The organism is Ectobacillus soli, assembly GCF_042610425.1.
In the GTDB taxonomy this organism is placed as follows: domain Bacteria; phylum Bacillota; class Bacilli; order Bacillales; family Bacillaceae_G; genus Ectobacillus.
Genome location: NZ_JBGJZM010000004.1, coordinates 38,426 through 54,614, shown reverse-complemented (window position 1 = coordinate 54,614; position 16,189 = coordinate 38,426). Strand labels below are relative to the sequence as shown.

The 16,189-nt window shown below is 38.3% G+C and carries 13 protein-coding genes; 3 read left to right on the top strand and 10 right to left on the bottom strand.

Annotated features, from left to right (window positions below; genetic code table 11):
- Positions 1 to 16: 16 nt before the first annotated feature.
- The 9 genes from ACAN53_RS15965 to ACAN53_RS15925 form a co-directional block, all read right to left on the bottom strand.
- Positions 17 to 1,021 carry an aliphatic sulfonate ABC transporter substrate-binding protein gene (locus tag ACAN53_RS15965; RefSeq protein ID WP_379971250.1) on the bottom strand — a complete coding sequence of 335 codons (1,005 nt, stop codon included), beginning with the start codon at positions 1,019 to 1,021 and terminating at the stop codon, positions 17 to 19.
- Between the two features lie 26 nt (positions 1,022 to 1,047).
- Positions 1,048 to 1,815: an ABC transporter ATP-binding protein gene (locus ACAN53_RS15960; RefSeq protein ID WP_379971153.1), complete on the bottom strand. Its 768-nt coding sequence runs from the start codon at positions 1,813 to 1,815 to the stop codon at positions 1,048 to 1,050.
- 264 nt (positions 1,816 to 2,079) lie between these two features.
- Positions 2,080 to 3,249 carry a sporulation protein YhbH gene (gene yhbH / locus ACAN53_RS15955; protein WP_379971152.1) on the bottom strand — a complete coding sequence of 390 codons (1,170 nt, stop codon included), beginning with the start codon at positions 3,247 to 3,249 and terminating at the stop codon, positions 2,080 to 2,082.
- A gap of 267 nt (positions 3,250 to 3,516) precedes the next feature.
- Complete coding sequence (locus ACAN53_RS15950) at positions 3,517 to 5,412, bottom strand: PrkA family serine protein kinase (protein WP_379971151.1); 1,896 nt, start codon at positions 5,410 to 5,412, stop codon at positions 3,517 to 3,519.
- A 317-nt stretch (positions 5,413 to 5,729) separates the two neighbouring features.
- On the bottom strand, positions 5,730 to 6,218 hold the full coding sequence (gene trmL / locus ACAN53_RS15945) for a tRNA (uridine(34)/cytosine(34)/5-carboxymethylaminomethyluridine(34)-2'-O)-methyltransferase TrmL (RefSeq protein ID WP_379971150.1): 489 nt from the start codon (positions 6,216 to 6,218) through the stop codon (positions 5,730 to 5,732).
- A gap of 67 nt (positions 6,219 to 6,285) precedes the next feature.
- Positions 6,286 to 7,170 (bottom strand): amidase domain-containing protein, encoded by an 885-nt coding sequence (locus ACAN53_RS15940; RefSeq protein ID WP_379971149.1) that lies wholly within the window; start codon positions 7,168 to 7,170, stop codon positions 6,286 to 6,288.
- 50 nt (positions 7,171 to 7,220) lie between these two features.
- Positions 7,221 to 8,354, bottom strand: a complete 1,134-nt coding sequence (queG, locus tag ACAN53_RS15935; RefSeq protein WP_379971148.1) for a tRNA epoxyqueuosine(34) reductase QueG — start codon at positions 8,352 to 8,354, stop codon at positions 7,221 to 7,223.
- Positions 8,355 to 8,664: 310 nt separating this feature from the next.
- The gene (locus tag ACAN53_RS15930) at positions 8,665 to 9,315 is read right to left on the bottom strand and encodes a DsbA family protein (protein WP_379971147.1); all 651 of its coding nucleotides are present in this window, start codon (positions 9,313 to 9,315) and stop codon (positions 8,665 to 8,667) included.
- A 205-nt stretch (positions 9,316 to 9,520) separates the two neighbouring features.
- Positions 9,521 to 11,710: a PhoX family protein gene (locus tag ACAN53_RS15925; RefSeq protein WP_379971146.1), complete on the bottom strand. Its 2,190-nt coding sequence runs from the start codon at positions 11,708 to 11,710 to the stop codon at positions 9,521 to 9,523.
- Between the two features lie 350 nt (positions 11,711 to 12,060).
- On the opposite strand from ACAN53_RS15925, the gene ACAN53_RS15920 reads away from it, so the two are divergent.
- Positions 12,061 to 12,609, top strand: coding sequence for a DUF420 domain-containing protein (locus ACAN53_RS15920; RefSeq protein WP_379971145.1), 549 nt, complete (start codon positions 12,061 to 12,063; stop codon positions 12,607 to 12,609).
- Between the two features lie 108 nt (positions 12,610 to 12,717).
- Here the strand turns inward: ACAN53_RS15920 and ACAN53_RS15915 are convergent, their stop codons facing one another.
- Positions 12,718 to 12,879 (bottom strand): hypothetical protein, encoded by a 162-nt coding sequence (locus tag ACAN53_RS15915; protein ID WP_379971144.1) that lies wholly within the window; start codon positions 12,877 to 12,879, stop codon positions 12,718 to 12,720.
- 405 nt (positions 12,880 to 13,284) lie between these two features.
- On the opposite strand from ACAN53_RS15915, the gene ACAN53_RS15910 reads away from it, so the two are divergent.
- Both ACAN53_RS15910 and ACAN53_RS15905 read left to right on the top strand, forming a co-directional pair.
- Positions 13,285 to 13,545: a nuclease-related domain-containing protein gene (locus tag ACAN53_RS15910; RefSeq protein ID WP_379971143.1), complete on the top strand. Its 261-nt coding sequence runs from the start codon at positions 13,285 to 13,287 to the stop codon at positions 13,543 to 13,545.
- A 1,257-nt stretch (positions 13,546 to 14,802) separates the two neighbouring features.
- Positions 14,803 to 15,972, top strand: a complete 1,170-nt coding sequence (locus ACAN53_RS15905) for a MalY/PatB family protein (protein WP_379971142.1) — start codon at positions 14,803 to 14,805, stop codon at positions 15,970 to 15,972.
- Positions 15,973 to 16,189: the final 217 nt, after the last annotated feature.

Here is a 16,189-nt window from a genome sequence, read left to right as displayed (position 1 = left end):
TTTCTCCTCCGTTCTGTTATTCTTTCTTCACTTCTTCTAACGCTTTATTGATATAGGAATTATCCACTACCTTTGATGTATCAATCTTTTTGGCAATTGCCTTTTGATCAAATTGAAAATCTGCAGTAGTTTGTTGTGCTTTTATAATATCTTGATTAATCGGCAAGTTGAGAGATTCATTGTTTTCTAATACTTGACGGATAACTGTTTTATCAATCTTTTTAGCATTCGCATATAACTCAATAGCCTCATTACGATTATTTTTTTCAAACAAGCGTGCCTTTTCATAGACTTTCAAGAAACGTACTACAAGATCTGGATGCTCTTTCGTAAAGTCTGAGCGTGCAATAAGAAAACTAGGGGAATAAGCATTTAATGATTCGCCGTTTTCTAGTATTCTTGCCCCTTTTGATAATGTTTGTAGGGAGATAAACGGTTCCCAAATCGACCACGCATCGATTGCTCCTGTTTCAAATGCCGGTTGTGCTTCATCCGGTTGTAATTGAATAATTTTTACATCATCTGGTTTTAATCCAGCCTTTGCTAAGGCCGTATACAATAAAGCAAAGCCGCTGCTACCTTTTGCCACCCCAATCTTTTTCCCTTTTAAATCTGCTAACGTGTGAAGAGGACTATCCTTTCGAACAAGAATAGCATTTCCTTTTAGTCCATCACCTGCAAGTGCAATTTCTTTAAACGAGATATTTGCAGCTTGTCCGGCAATAACAGGAGAATTTCCTACAGCGCCTAAGTCTAATTTATTCGCTGCAATGGCTTCAAAATGAGGAGGTCCACTTTGGAATACGGTCCACTTCACTTTCACTCCGCTTTTTGCAAATTCTTCTTCAAACCACCCTTTTTCTTTCGCTAGTAACAAAGGTCCTAAGCTTTGCTGAATTCCTATGTTTACTGTAAGATTTTCATTATTCTCTTTCTGTGTAGTTGCAGTCGTTGTTTTGGAAGCACATCCGCTAAATATAATCAATATGAATGCCGAAAGTAATACAATAGAAAGCTTCAATTTTTTATTCATCGTTTTCTTCTCCTTTATATACCTGATCCTTGTGTTAATTCTAGCTCTTCTGCATGCTCAAACTTACTTAACACCTTTTGTCTTAGCTCTTGAAAGGACTGGCTTGTTCTTTTTCGTGGATACGGCAAATTGACTGGAATAATCGTATTAATCTGACCTGGTCTAGCACTCATGATACAAACACGATTTGCCAAATAGATAGCTTCATCTATATCATGCGTGACTAGTATCATGGTCGTTTTCTTCTGTTGCCAAATATCTAACAATACATCCTGAAGATGCTTTCTTGTAAAGGCATCTAGCGCAGCAAATGGTTCATCCAGAAGCAGTACTTCCGGATCACGTAGCAGCGCCCTTGCAATAGCCACACGTTGTGACATTCCCCCCGATAACTCTTTCGGATAGGATGTTTCAAATTGCTTTAATCTTACAATTTCAATAAGTTCATCCACTCTGCTTCTCACTTTCGGATCTTTAAGTGATAGATCAGCAGCTATATTTTGTTCCACTGTCAACCAAGGAAACAGACGATGTTCTTGAAAAACAAATCCTTGTTTGATACTAGGACCTAAAACTTTCTGATCCTGTATTGTGATATTTCCTTCATATTCATTATCAAGTCCAGCTATGAGCTTTAGCAGTGTACTCTTACCACAACCACTCGGTCCAATAATGGTTATAAATTCACCTTCTTTTACCTGTATATTAATATCTTGAAGAACTGGTGTTGCACGCTGTTGTTTAAGAAATGTTTTGTATAAGGTATCTACCGAGACACTCATCTTTCTCCCCCTTACTTCATAATCTAAGCCCTTTTTTCACTTACCTTGAAATATTAAAATTTTCTAGATGTTTACTAAAATGACTACAAAAAGCGAAAAGGCACTAACTCTTAGTAATCAGAGTTAGTGCCTTCAGTTTGCCTGATCAGCCACCTATTTTTGTATTTCCTAGTATGTTATTGACAATAATAACCAGAGTTAACCTATATGTCAACTATGTTTTTGTATTATACAAAAACCTTGCGCAATGTGCAAGGTCTGTTATCAGCTACTTTTCTCTACTGTTTCCTTTCGAAAGAAACTCTTCATCGCATGAAATACATCAGCCTTTTGCTTTAAAATGTAGTAACGAAAGGCTTCGTCCTCGATATTTTTATATGCGGACATTAAGGTGGAGTGCCGATTGTATTGGTTTACTTCCCCATACCCAAACATATTGCTTACCTTCATAAGATCCTTTACAAGTTTAACGCATCGTGCATTATCTGATGTGAGGTTATCGCCGTCTGAGAAATGGAAGGGATAGATATTGTAGCGCGCTGGGGAATATTTGGTCTCAATAAGATCCAACGCTACTCGGTACGCTGATGAACAAATGGTACCACCACTTTCTCCTTTTGAGAAGAAATCCTCTTCCGTTACAACCTTTGCCTCCGTGTGATGTGCAATAAATTCAATGTCGACCGTTTCATATTTTGTCCGTAAAAAACGTGCCATCCAAAAAAAGAAGCTGCGTGCCATATATTTTTCCCATATCCCCATCGAACCACTCGTATCCATCATTGCTAACACAACTGCTTTCGATTCCGGTTTAAGTACTTCAGTCCACGTTCGAAATTTTAAATCCTCGGGATGAATAGGATGAAAGGACGGTTTTCCCGTCATTGCATTTCGCTTATATGCTGTCATCATCGTTCGTTTTTTATCAATGTTTCCCATTAATCCTGTTTTTCGAATATCATTAAATTCAATGTGTTCCACTTTATTTTCATCAGTTTCTTTTCTCTGTAAATTCGGCAGCTCTAATTCATAAAATAATGCCTGTTCTAGCTCCATGAGTGATACTTCTGCCTCATAGTAATCCTCACCCGCTTGATCGCCTGCTCCTTGCCCTTTTCCCGGTCCCTTTTGTTGACCATTCCCGTTTCCATCTCTTGCTACAACATCTCCTACTTTACTGTTACCAGTTCCTTGCCCTACATGCTTATTCTTATCATAATTATAACGTATTTTATATTCATCTAAAGAGCGAATCGGGATTTTCACTACGTCCCTACCATTTGACATGACGATGCTTTCTTCTGTGATTAAATCAGCTAAATTGTTTTTTATCGCTTCTTGTACTTTTTCTTGATGCCGTTGTTGATCATCATGACCTTTCCTATGGAGGGACCAATCTTCGCGAGCAATCGTATAATTATTATTATCAGTCATTCCTTGCCCTCCTTTATCTTTTCATTTCAAAACTGTCACACTTTCTTATTCGTGTGCATATCGTATTGTGTCGGCTTTTTTTTCGATTGATAGTGGATTACTCTATCTTATGCTGGATACATGAATAATTGACAACTATTTTCGAGAATACATCGCCTCATTTTTTTACATTTTCATGCATGTTATTTCAATTTCTGAGTATAGCAAAAAGGATAGATGCCTCTTGTGGCACCTATCCTTTTCACATGCAGCCCATCTATCGTTTCATTACCGATTCAGCAAGCTCCCCACATATCGCAATAGCTCGTTTGCAGAGGTAGAATTATAACCATGCTCTTCTATTAAACGAACAACAACCTCATTAATTTTCTTAAGCTGACTTTCATCTGGTGTTTTCGACGAGGTTGTTATTTTCACAACGTCCTTTAAATCTGCAAACAACTTTTTCTGAATGGCCTCTCTAAGTCGTTCATGTGAGTTGTAGTCAAATCGTTTTCCTTTTCGTGCATAGGCAGAAATACGAATAAGTATTTCTTCCCGAAATGCTTTTTTCGCATTTTCTGAAATACCAATTTGTTCTTCAATCGAACGCATCAGTTTTTCATCTGGACTCATTTCTTCACCTGTTAGCAAATCGCGAAGCTTCGCCTTGTTGCAATATGCCTCTACGTTATCTAAATAGTTATCCATCAACGTTTTAGCAGATTCTTCGTAGGAATATACGAAGGCTTTCTGAACTTCTTTCTTTGCGAGATTATCATATTCTTTACGGGCAAGGGAAATGAAATTCATGAAACGTTCTCGGTCCTCGCTACTAATGGATGGATGCTGATCTAATCCATCTTTTAAAGAACGTAAGACATCGAGTGCATTGATGGAAGGGACCTCTTTTCGGATAATAGTAGAAGAAATACGATTGATAACATATCTTGGGTCAATTCCTCCCATTCCCTCATCCTGGTATTCACGTTGCAGTTCCTCCACATCGATGGAATTAAATCCTTCAACGAGCTCACCATCGTACAAACGCATCTTTTTCATTAAATCAATATCAGGTCGTTTCGGTTCCTTTAACCGTGTTAAAATCGTAAACATGGCAGCAACGCGCAGAGTATGCGGGGCGATATGAACATTTGCTACGTCGCTCTCCCGAATCATCTTTTCATAAATTCGTTCTTCCTCACTTACTCGTAAATTATACGGTATTGGCATAACGATGATACGAGAATGCAACGCTTCGTTTTTCTTATTTGCAATAAACGAACGATACTCGGTTTCATTCGTATGCGCCACAATTAATTCATCTGCGGAAATGAGTGCAAACCGGCCTGCCTTGAAATTTCCCTCCTGCGTTAAGGACAGCAAATGCCAAAGAAACTTTTCATCGCACTTTAGCATTTCCTGAAATTCCATCATGCCGCGGTTTGCTTTATTAAGCTCCCCGTCAAAACGGTACGCACGTGGATCTGATTCGGATCCGTACTCCGCTATAGTTGAGAAATCGATGCTTCCCGTTAAATCTGCAATATCCTGTGATTTGGGATCTGATGGACTAAAGGTCCCAATTCCGACGCGGCGATCCTCAGAGAAGAAAATTCGTTCTACTACAACATCTTCAATACGACCACGGTACTCCTTCTCAAGCCTCATTACGTTTAACGGCGATAAATTTCCTTCGATACGAACGCCGTATTCCTGGAAAAAGTCACTTCGTAAATGCTGAGGGATTAAATGCAAGGGATCTTCGTGCATCGGGCATCCCTTGATAGCGTAGACAGCCCCTTCATCCGTTAAAGAATATGCTTCTAGCCCTCGTTTTAGCATTGTAACGAGAGTTGATTTCCCACCGCTAACAGGACCCATTAGTAGTAAAATCCGTTTTCGAACATCCAACCGTTTTGCAGACGGATGAAAATATTCTTCCACTAGACGCTCCAATGCTTCTTCTAAACCATAAAGCTGATTGCTGAAAAATTGGTATCGTTTTTTTCCCTCGAATTCCTTTATACCTGCATCTTTGATCATATTATAAATCCGAGAATGCGCAGTTTGCGCGACGTACGGTCTTTCTTTAACAATTTCTAAATACTCTGCAAACGACCCTTCCCATCTTAAATGCTGTTCTGTTTCTCTATATTCCTCGATTTTCTTTAATATATCCATGGTAGCCCTCCCCATCATCTTGTTCAAAAAGGATTATTATAACCTATGCGGGGATGTCCCGAAACATTCGTAGGAATACATATTGCCAAAATCTTCAAATTCATGAGACAATACAGATGCAGTAAGGAGAAACCCTAGAAAAAGCTATCAAAAGGAGGAAAACTACAATGAAATTTATTTTAATTTTATTCGTAATTATCGTCTTTTTAAGTGCAATTTTCAAAGCAGGGTATAACGATAAGCCTCATTCTAAGTCGTGAAGACATACAAAAAAAGCGCTGAACAATGTTCATCGCTTTTTTTAACCAGTTTTTTTGTTAATACACGATTTTAAGATCTAGCTCTGGATAGTTTTGCTGACGCAACGCTTCATATACAAGAATAGCTGCCGTATTCGATAAGTTTAAAGAACGAACTTTGTCAGTCATTGGGATACGTAAGCAGTGGTCAAAGTTCTCTTGAATGATGTTAGCTGGTAATCCATTTGATTCTCTACCGAAGACGAAGAAGATATCTTTAGTTGTATCATTATAATCAAAGACTGTATGAGCTTTTTCTCCATATTTCGTTAGATAATACTTATCCCCATCTGGATTTTTTTCAAAAAATTCTTCTATGCTATCATAATATCTCACATCAACATACTGCCAGTAATCAAGCCCTGCACGTTTTAACATTTTATCCTCTGTTGAAAAGCCTAGTGGACGAATTAAATGTAAAACAGTCCCTGTTGCGGCACAGGTACGAGCAATGTTTCCTGTATTAGATGGAATTTCTGGTTGAAATAATACTACATGTATACCCATTGTGTTCACCTCTACCTTTCTCTACATGGTATTATACCACTATGCTTTGAAATAAAAAGATTTGGGTTCACATGTCATCTAAAATATGAAAAAATTTATATTTCATTCGTGGCGTATATTTACTTGAATCCTTATATGCCCAGTACCGGCGACGACTGTCCGCAGAATGAGCGTTCACAAGTGGCATTCCTTTCGCATCTTTAGCTGTCACAATTGTCGTATGATTCCACCGACCATCATCTTCAAAATCATAAATGATAATATCCCCAAGTAGCAATTCTTCTGGTTTTTCCACAAGTTTTGCCCGAAGACCTATGGTATTTTTTGATAAATACGAATGAAAGGAGTGTGCAACAGCCCAGCTATAGCTCCACTGATTATATTGTTGCCACCAACCGCTTCCTACTTTTGGATAACCAGTCATCGGAGTTTCTCCCGCACGTAAGCATTGTGAAATGTAGTTTGTGCAATTATCTTGAAAATTTTTATAGGCTGGATTTCTTCCATTCCACCACGCTTCTGCATATTTCACCGCTTCTAATCGATTATATTTATAAGGCTGCTTTCCTTTTGTAATTTCGCGTTCCACCGTTTCTGACGGTACTTCCATTTCAGGTTGAGGCAGAACGATATCGATTGTACTTGCATCTTGATTCCATATAAGAAGTCGGTCCATCTTCTCTTCTTCCACATACATGAGAGCATTCTGCCTAATAAAATATTGAATATGCAGTGTATACTGAATTTCTTTTCTAGATCCAGCAGTCAATGCCCGAATCGCTGCAACCGTCACATTACACTTTACTACCTCTGCTTCGCGATCTTGCATCGCTGCTTTTCTTCGCTTAACAATAGCTAATAGATCAGCAGGTAACCCCGATACTGCTGAATTCCCCGTCACACATGCTAAAAACTTGCTCGCTACTTCCTTTAACTGTTCCTTCACGTTCAATAGAGTTCCCCCCTCACCTATAACCATATGAAGAGGGCTTACCAAACTTGCTACAGCATTAACATTTGCATTCCTTTATCCATTTCAGCCCTTACTTGTTCGTCCTTTTCCTTTCCCTTCGCTTCTTCTAAATCTGGCAGTACATCTCGGTTGCCGATTTTTCCTAAGGCCCAAGCGGCACTTCCGCGCATGACGGGCCGAGGATCCTCCCTCATCACACGAAGTAAGTCTGGTATCGCCGTTACATCTTTAAAATGGGCAAGTGCGAAAATGGCATTTCGTTGAATCGGTTTCTTCCCGCGCCATGAACCTGACATACTACCATATGTTTCTTTAAACTCTTTATTACTAATAGAGAGTAATGGTTTTAATAAAGGCTTCACTAAATTTGGATTCGGTTCCATATCGGGATGATGATGATAATCCACTCCCTTATTTTTTGGGCAGACTGTCTGACATGTATCACACCCGTATAAACGATTGCCAATAATGGAACGAAACTCATCGGGTACAAAATCCTTAGTCTGCGTTAAAAAGCTAATACACCGCTGACTGTTTAACTGTCCTCCTTGTACTAACGCGCCTGTCGGACAAGCCTCTACACATTTATTACAAGAACCGCACCCATCCTCAAGCGGGGTATCAGGAAAAAATGGAATATTCGTTATTATCTCTGCCAAATAAAGATACGTTCCAAACTTCGGTGAAATAATGGCACAATTTTTGCCGCTCCAGCCAATACCAGCACGCTCTGCAACAGCACGGTCGCTTAATTCCCCCGTATCTACCATAGACGAAAATCGCAAATCAGGTACACGCTGCCTAAGAAATTCTTCTATTTGTACTAATCGTTTCCGTAAAACTGTATGATAATCCTGCCCCCACGAAGCACGGCTGAACATACCGCGATACGCTCCCTTTTTACTTCGCGGCGCATGTGAAAGTTTAGATGGATAGGCTAACCCAATTGCAATAATGGATTGTGCTCCTTGCAACAGCTTCTCTGGTTCTGTGCGCTTCTCTATATCAGATTCCTCAAATCCAGACGCATAACCAAGTTCCTGCTGGCGAATGAGTCGCTGCTTTAGCTCTGTAAAAGGTGCTGCGCTCGCAAATCCAATGGTATCAATACCTATTTCTTTACTATATCTAATAAGCTCCTGCTTCAAATCTTCTACATTCATTCGCTACTCACCTCGAACTATAGTACCTAAACTGTAGAGGAAATAAATAAAAAACGCAATATCCCGTTTATCTATGAAACGGAACACTGCGTTGATAACAACTTTATATACAATATAAGTGCAATATGCTTGAAAGGCTTGTGTTACAAACTACCTTTTCCATACGTTATTAAGAACATGTATTGAATTATAGCACTCATTCGACACAACATCAATGCTTTTAGCGAAAAAAGTCGAAAAATAATTCATTAGCAAAAAAGAGCTCCTATAGTCTGATTCGACCATAGGAGCTCTTGAAACCAATACCCGTTTATTTCTTTCCGTTAGCTTCAATAGCCTGCTTAATGCTATCATAGTTAGCATTAACTAGCTTTCCATCCACATACACAGTCGGAGCACCTTGTGTATTCAGCTTTAATGCAATATCTTTATCCTTCTGAACAGTATCTACGATCTCCTTACTCTTCAAATCTTTTTCAAACTGAGTAAGATTAATTTCCGGAAGCTTCGTTTTCACAAGATCCGTTAAAAATTGTTCCGTAATCCATTCCTTATCTTCATTCTTTTGGTTGCTATACATTTCATCATAAAACTTCCAAAATGCATCTTTATTTTGCTTATAAATTGCTTCTCCTGCTTGTGCAGCTAATGTAGAGTCATTTCCGATAAAAGGAAAGTTGATAAAATGGAACTGTACCTTTCCCGTATCAATATAGTCTTTCTTTAACTGTGGCAAAACCGTCGTATCCCACGTACGACAAGCAGGACATTTAAAGTCGCCAAATTCAACAACATGAATTGTTGCATCTGATTTTCCTAACGTTTGTTGCACCGTGTAATTAAACGGATCTTGTTTACTTTCTTTCTTCTTTTGCAGGATGGTATACGCAATCGTACCCGCAAGAATTAAAAAAGCGATAGAAAAAATAATAAATAAAATGGAAGCATTCTTTGTTTTCATTCTTCATACCTCTTCACTTGTTTTTCATACCAATATAGTAAGTATAACAATCTGTTTACACTTTTACATATATGTACTATGATAACAAGCTTTGTATCCTGTCGTCCAATATTGCACACATAGACACAATATTGACACAACTTCTTTTTTTGTAAACATAAAAAAGGAGCACCCTATAAAAGGTGCCCCATTCCTTACCTATTCATTATTTTACTGCTTTTTTTCTGCGTAAGAAGAATGCTCCAATTGCAGCAAGCACAGCGCCAAGACCTAGCATGCTGTATACAGTGGTTGCTGTATCAGGAAGCTTCTTGCTATTGTTAGTTGTTGAAACTGGAGTAGTGCTATTGATAGTTGTATCCGTTGTATTTGATGTATTTGTTGGTGTAGACGTACTACCATTGTCAGTTGCAGGTGTTTGTCCGCCGTTGTTATCCGTTGCTGGCGTTTGTCCACCATTGTTCGTATTACCGTTATCTGTAGCCGGTGTTTCCTTGACTACTTGGTGAAGAACGTCGCCTAAATTTAAATATCCAACCATACCTGCTTTATCGATTCCAATAAATTTATTTACTTCATCCTTTAACGAGCTAATGCTAATAGCAGTTGGTTTATAAGTATCCAATTCATCACCTGGATGTTGGAAGTTACTCATAATGTAAGAGAAGCCGTTACGATTGTCTGCTACTTGTAAACCTGTTGCTTCTGCTCCTGCTGGAACTGATAGAATACGAGATAGTTTCTTTGTATCAACGTTATACGCCCATACGAAGTTGTTGATGTGTTTGCCGCTATCTTCTCCGATAAATAGAGTTCTCATTTCTTCGGAGTAGCTTAAGTTGTCTGTGTTTGCTACTTTATCTGGATTTGCAGTATTACCATACGCATCAGGAGTAGCTAAGTCTTCCCCAACTACCAATGCTTTCATTGATGATGCAACGTAGTTACTGTTGATTGCAGCGCCGCTACTATCCTTTTGTCCGCCCTGTAATGGTAACTCGAAAGTAGCACCTGCTTTAATGACCGGAAGATGAACATCATCAACTGGATCTTTACCAGCACCATCTGCCATACTCTTACTAATATCAGTAATTGCAATGTATAATTTTTTATCAGAAGTGTTTACCGAAACACCTTCCATTTTGTTAAACTCAGCTGTAGCACCAATATATGCAGCATAACGACGTGATTCTAAGAATGCAGCTGCTTTTTCCATACCTGGTTTAACTTTTAAGTATTCTACTTTGTTGCTGTTAGCATATGTCTTAACTGCTTTGTAGCCTGCTTTTGCAGTATCGGAAACTTCGAAAATATCACTAAATTTTACACCACTGTCGATGATTGCCTTTACTTCACTATCAGTAGCATGTCCAAGTTTCACCCATTGTAAATCTCCGCTACCACCATTATCTGTGCTAGTTTGGTTAAACTTAGCAGCATAAAGCGTACCAGCTGAAAGATCTTCTTCTGTGTCCGCAACATACATGAACATAGTAGTGTAAGAGCCATCATCACCGAAGAATGCAGTTTTCTTATCTGCCATAACCTTCATAAGTTCGTTGGATTTACGACCTACACTGTAATGTTTAACAATATTACTAGAACCGTCAGCATTTACTGTAACTTCTGGAATGAATCCGTAGTTATAAGGATTGGCTTTTGTTGCATCTCCATTAAAATATGTGGCAAAGGATTTAACATTTGTTGGGTCAGTAGTAGTATTAGCTTCAAATGCACGTGCATCTGATTCATATTCTTCTGAGCTTAAATGTGTGTTCCAAGGAGAAAGAGAACCGTTACAAGTAATCCAAACACCGCCAGCAGCTGAAGTATCAACTTTAGTAGCAGATTCTAATTTCAATTCTCCTGTTTCCATATTTTGTACAAGTTTAGAAACTGTTAGAGATGCGGGAACCTTACCATAGGCAGAGCTACCAGAATGATCTAATGTTTGATATTCATATTGTGTTACAAGTGAAAGAGAGCCATCATTTGATTGAGGGTTAAGCAAGCTGTTTGAGTCTGGTGCATCAGAGATAAACGGTACTACATCCCCGGGAACACTTTTATCCATAATAGGGTTACCCATAGCATCAATTGGGGTACCTGCTGCAATTTTAACACCTTGATTTGTTGCAACTTTATCGTTTGTTTGGAAGAGTTTATTATATGCAAGTGGTACTTCTTTTGTTGATCCATCAGAGTAAGTTACCTTTACTTTTGCAGATGTTTGAACTTTAGCCATATCCGTTACATTTGTTGGTGCATCCATTCCCACAAATTCAACATTGGTTACATTTAAGGTAGTTTGCGCATGAATTGGGGATACAGCGGGAATCATAATGGACAACGTTACTCCTAAAACAAGCCCTGTAGAAATTAACTTTTTTTTCATAAATTCGCCTCTTTTCAACAATTTTATACAATTACAATTTAATACCACCAATGTTAAAGTCATATATATGCTGTGTTAATTTGACATAAATTTATTAACATACCAAATTTACAAAACATACTTATATTACAAATTGTTTTGTCATATTTATCATTACTTCAAACAAGCGTTATTCGTGAGTATTTCATTGTTTTTTGATAAGATAAAATAGCTTTTACCGATGCTTGTGATTATAGAATATGTACGAATTTTGTCACTTTTTCGTATAAGGCCAGCATGATATAATTAAATAGTTTATAGAAAGAACTCTCTTGCAAAGAGAGAAATACCATTACATAGGAGGCTAAACCATGAATAACGTTCAAAGCGAGTCCCCTAACAATCGTAATTACACGGCTTTCGTCGTAACTCTTTCCGTTGTCGTAAACGGAATTATACTGTTACTATTCTTCGGTCCTTTTGGCCATAAGGGGACAGTAAACTTTGATTTGACAATCATGCCGCGCATGAATGCCATTTTCAACAGCTTTACATTTGTATTCTTATTATCAGCTCTATACTTCATTAAAAGAAAAAATATCAAGATGCATCGACGCTTTATAATGGCCGCATTTACAACAACCTTACTTTTCTGCGTTTCCTACTTGTCACATCAATATTTAGCACAACCTGCCCATTACGGCGGCGGCGGATTTCTACGCTATTTCTATTTCTTTATCTTAATCACTCACAGCTTTTTGGCAGCAATTATCGTACCACTTGCCCTCTTCTCCGTAATCTGGGGCTGGACTGGTCAAATATCTAAGCATCGTAAAATCGTCAGATGGTCTATGCCAATTTGGTTATATGTAAGTTTTACCGGTGTGCTCGTATTTTTATTAATGTCCCCTTATTATTAAGTAGTTGTTACGCTATGTACGGTGAAAATCGTATCAAAACGAGAAGACGAGTCTTCTCGTTTTTTTTTGGTTTTTGTGGCTGCAGCGGGGGCTTTTGTTATCGACCTGTCAGGTTTTTCCTGTTTGTGAGCACAATTCTTTGGGGTTTCTTTCCGCTTGGGCTGGTTTTCCTGGCTCACGGGCACTATCCTTCTCTTTTTCTTCCCGCTCGGGCGGGTTTCCTCGGTTGCCGGGCTCAATCCCTTTCCTTTTCTTCCCACTTTGACGCATTTCCCCGACTCACGGGCTCAATCCTTTTCCTTTTCTTCCCACTCTGACGCATTTCCCCGACTCACGGGCTCAATCCCTTTCCTTTTCTTCCCGCTCGGGCGGGTTTCCCTGACCTACGAGCACTATCCACTTCTTATGTTGCTGCACATTTCAATTTTTTCTTTTTACAGACACAAATCATGCCCTTTCGTACATCTAATTTGATTTTTTACCTATTGCAAGCATCATTTCTTCGTCGTGGTTACGATTAAATTACTGATAGACAAACCGGTAAATGTAATTTAATATTTTCACCAACATCATCTTGTAAAAAATCCAAAAGAAGGGTGTGTGGCAATGTTTCTTAAGCATCGATCTGAGCCATCTGAATTAATGTGTTTTAGATACTTAAGCAGGCGAATGAGATTGTCAGCAAAACAAGAAAATTATTATCTAAATCTTGAAAAAGGATTCTTGGGAGAGAAAAAATTTGATACATGGTTACAAAATACTTCTAGTGACTGGCTCATCGTAAATGATTTATTACTTGAAAATAACAATACATTATTTCAAATAGATACATTGATCATATCTCAAGATAAAATTTACCTTCTTGAAATTAAAAACTATGAAGGTAATTATTATATGGATGGAGATCGTTGGTACTCAACATCAGGACATGAATAAAAAACCCCTTACTGCAGCTAAAAAGAAATGCATCACTATTTCGACGATTTGTCCATAATCTTGGATACAATTACACAATTGATTCTTTCGTCATCTTTGTTAATCCCGATTTTTTCTTATATCAAGCTCCTTTAAACATACCAATCATTTTCCCTAACCAAATAAATTCCTTTCTAACCAATTCTAATAAGAAATCCCGTGCAGGGAATCATGAGCAATTAAAGTTTGCAGAAAAATTAATTACACTCCATTTGAATAACTCCCCCTACTCACAATTACCCGAATACTCCTTTCATCAACTTACATTTGGTATAACTTGTACAAGGTGCCCCGCATTTATTAGTGCTACGAGTGATAAAATTTGTACTTGTGATAAGTGCGGTTTTCAAGAGAATGTATCTACCGCAGTTTTACGAAGTATTGAGGAATACCGAAACCTTTTCCCAGACAGAAAAGTCACCACAACCTTCATACATGAATGGTGTAACATTATTAAATCGAAGAAAACAATACGAAAAATCCTACAAAAGAACCTTGTACACATAGGACATACTAAATCTACTCATTATATATAAATTAAGTCAGTTAGGAACTTCTATCTCCTACAAGCTCCAATCTCCCACTCCCCCACGAAACATTTTAATCACATGTATATATTTTTCACTTTGGAGCATTATAAAGACATCGGGTACGTAACGGTTGAGCCAAGATTTCTATATGGTTCTTAAGAGCTGTATAGAGGTCGGTCAAAGGTTGCATATAGGTCTTACGTTTGTACAAACGTATAGGTTTATATGTAGCCAGAGAAAGATTCAATTTGGTGGGGAAAAGGTTTGTTATAGTCGTATGCTAGCTGCTATGATTATAACGAGGTTCCAACTTATCAAATTGAGTTAAGCGAAGATCGTGCCGGGTGCCGCAGGCAATTAAGGGCAGTGTCCCCTTATCGAAGCTAACGGTCATAGTTAGCCTATAGGTTATCTATGGTTGTACAGGTATTCTGTACGGTCGAACGAACCATTGGTAGGAGTGGTGAACTGCTTACTTCTAGTCGAAAGATTATAGGTAGGTAATAAACGATTTCTATTGGTGCAAGGTAGATCGTTACGTGCTCGTACCTAAAAAAACAGACGAAAGAGTAGAAACATCCTACTTTTCCGTCTGTTTTTTCGTCATTAAACAAAAATTTTTCTAATGTTCTTATAATCGGGTATAGTTGAACTAATAGAAATTTCCTATCAGAAGAGGTGAACTAGAATGAAATATGTAAATGACCGTTATCATACCAATTCCGTGAAATGGGACGGATTAGAAACATTTTTTGGTGCATCAGATGCCTTACCGATGTGGGTAGCAGATATGGATTTTTTATCACCAGCACCCGTGATAGAAGCATTAAAGAAGCGCGCTGCAGACGGAATTTTTGGGTATTCGCTTCCATCTGATTCTTATTATCATTCCATTATGAACTGGATGGACAGACGTCATAACTGGAAAATCGAAAAGGATTGGATTGTCAATTGTCCTGGTGTTGTTCCTGCACTAAGTCTGATTGTTCAAGAGTTTACAGACCCTGGCGACAAAGTCATCATTCAAACGCCGGTGTATCCTCCTTTCCATTCCGTTGTGAAAGACTTCGGCCGCGAGCTTGTTGTGAATCCACTCCAACTGCAAGATGGTACGTATGAAATCGACTTCGAAGATTTGAAAGCAAAAATCGATGAAAACGTAAAAATGCTAATCTTTTGCAGCCCGCACAATCCAGTTGGCCGCGTATGGACGAAACAGGAATTAGAAAAATTAGCTGACATGTGTGTGCAACATAATATCTTGCTCGTTTCAGATGAAATCCACGCAGATCTCGTGTATGAAAATCATACACATATACCTGTTGCTACCATTTCTGAGGAGATACAAAACCTATCCATCATTTGCACAGCACCGAGCAAAACCTTTAATATCGCCGGCTTACACAGTGCAAACATCATCATTCCAAATAAAAAAATACGAACAAAATTTAAAAATTGCATCCAACGATACCATATTGGATCAATTAGCCCGTTTAGTTTAGTAGCCACAGAAGCAGCCTACAACGAAGGCGAAGAATGGTTACATGATTGCTTGCAATACATGAAAGAAAATATCAAGTATGTGGAGCATTATATAAAAACATATCTTCCCGCACTTCATGTAATCGTACCGGAAGGAACCTATTTACTTTGGATAGATTTTCGCAATCTCGGAATGCAACCAAAGGAATTGGCTGCTTTCCTATTAAAAGAAGCAAAACTTGCTTTAAACGAAGGAAGCACCTTTGGCATAGAAGGAGTAGGCTTTATGCGCATGAATATTGCTTGTTCGTACGAGTTGATTCAACAAGCGTTGGTACAACTGCGAGATGCAATACAGAATCGAGTGGTTAAGTAGAGTGACCCCCTCAAAACAAGGGGTATCCAACCTGCAATTGCTTGTATGTAAAAATAATTAAGCGTAACGAATGAGTCTTTAAGAGCTGTCATTGAGGCAGCTTTTTTATGTTTAATTAACTGGTACGAAATATCAAATATAAGATTGTCTTACTCATTTAAAGTAGCTAAATTAGACATTCATTATGAATTGAATCCCTCTCTTACATAATTCAAAA

What these genes read in the sequence shown, in the direction of transcription:
- ACAN53_RS15960 (WP_379971153.1), bottom strand. Translation starts at nt 1,815, where the DNA reads ATGAGTGTCTCGGTAGATACCTTATACAAAACATTTCTTAAACAACAG.
- yhbH (WP_379971152.1), bottom strand. Translation starts at nt 3,249, where the DNA reads ATGACTGATAATAATAATTATACGATTGCTCGCGAAGATTGGTCCCTC.
- ACAN53_RS15950 (WP_379971151.1), bottom strand. Translation starts at nt 5,412, where the DNA reads ATGGATATATTAAAGAAAATCGAGGAATATAGAGAAACAGAACAGCAT.
- trmL (WP_379971150.1), bottom strand. Translation starts at nt 6,218, where the DNA reads ATGGGTATACATGTAGTATTATTTCAACCAGAAATTCCATCTAATACA.
- queG (WP_379971148.1), bottom strand. Translation starts at nt 8,354, where the DNA reads ATGAATGTAGAAGATTTGAAGCAGGAGCTTATTAGATATAGTAAAGAA.
- ACAN53_RS15930 (WP_379971147.1), bottom strand. Translation starts at nt 9,315, where the DNA reads ATGAAAACAAAGAATGCTTCCATTTTATTTATTATTTTTTCTATCGCT.
- ACAN53_RS15925 (WP_379971146.1), bottom strand. Translation starts at nt 11,710, where the DNA reads ATGAAAAAAAAGTTAATTTCTACAGGGCTTGTTTTAGGAGTAACGTTG.
- ACAN53_RS15920 (WP_379971145.1), top strand. Translation starts at nt 12,061, where the DNA reads ATGAATAACGTTCAAAGCGAGTCCCCTAACAATCGTAATTACACGGCT.
- ACAN53_RS15915 (WP_379971144.1), bottom strand. Translation starts at nt 12,879, where the DNA reads ATGCGTCAAAGTGGGAAGAAAAGGAAAGGGATTGAGCCCGGCAACCGA.
- ACAN53_RS15905 (WP_379971142.1), top strand. Translation starts at nt 14,803, where the DNA reads ATGAAATATGTAAATGACCGTTATCATACCAATTCCGTGAAATGGGAC.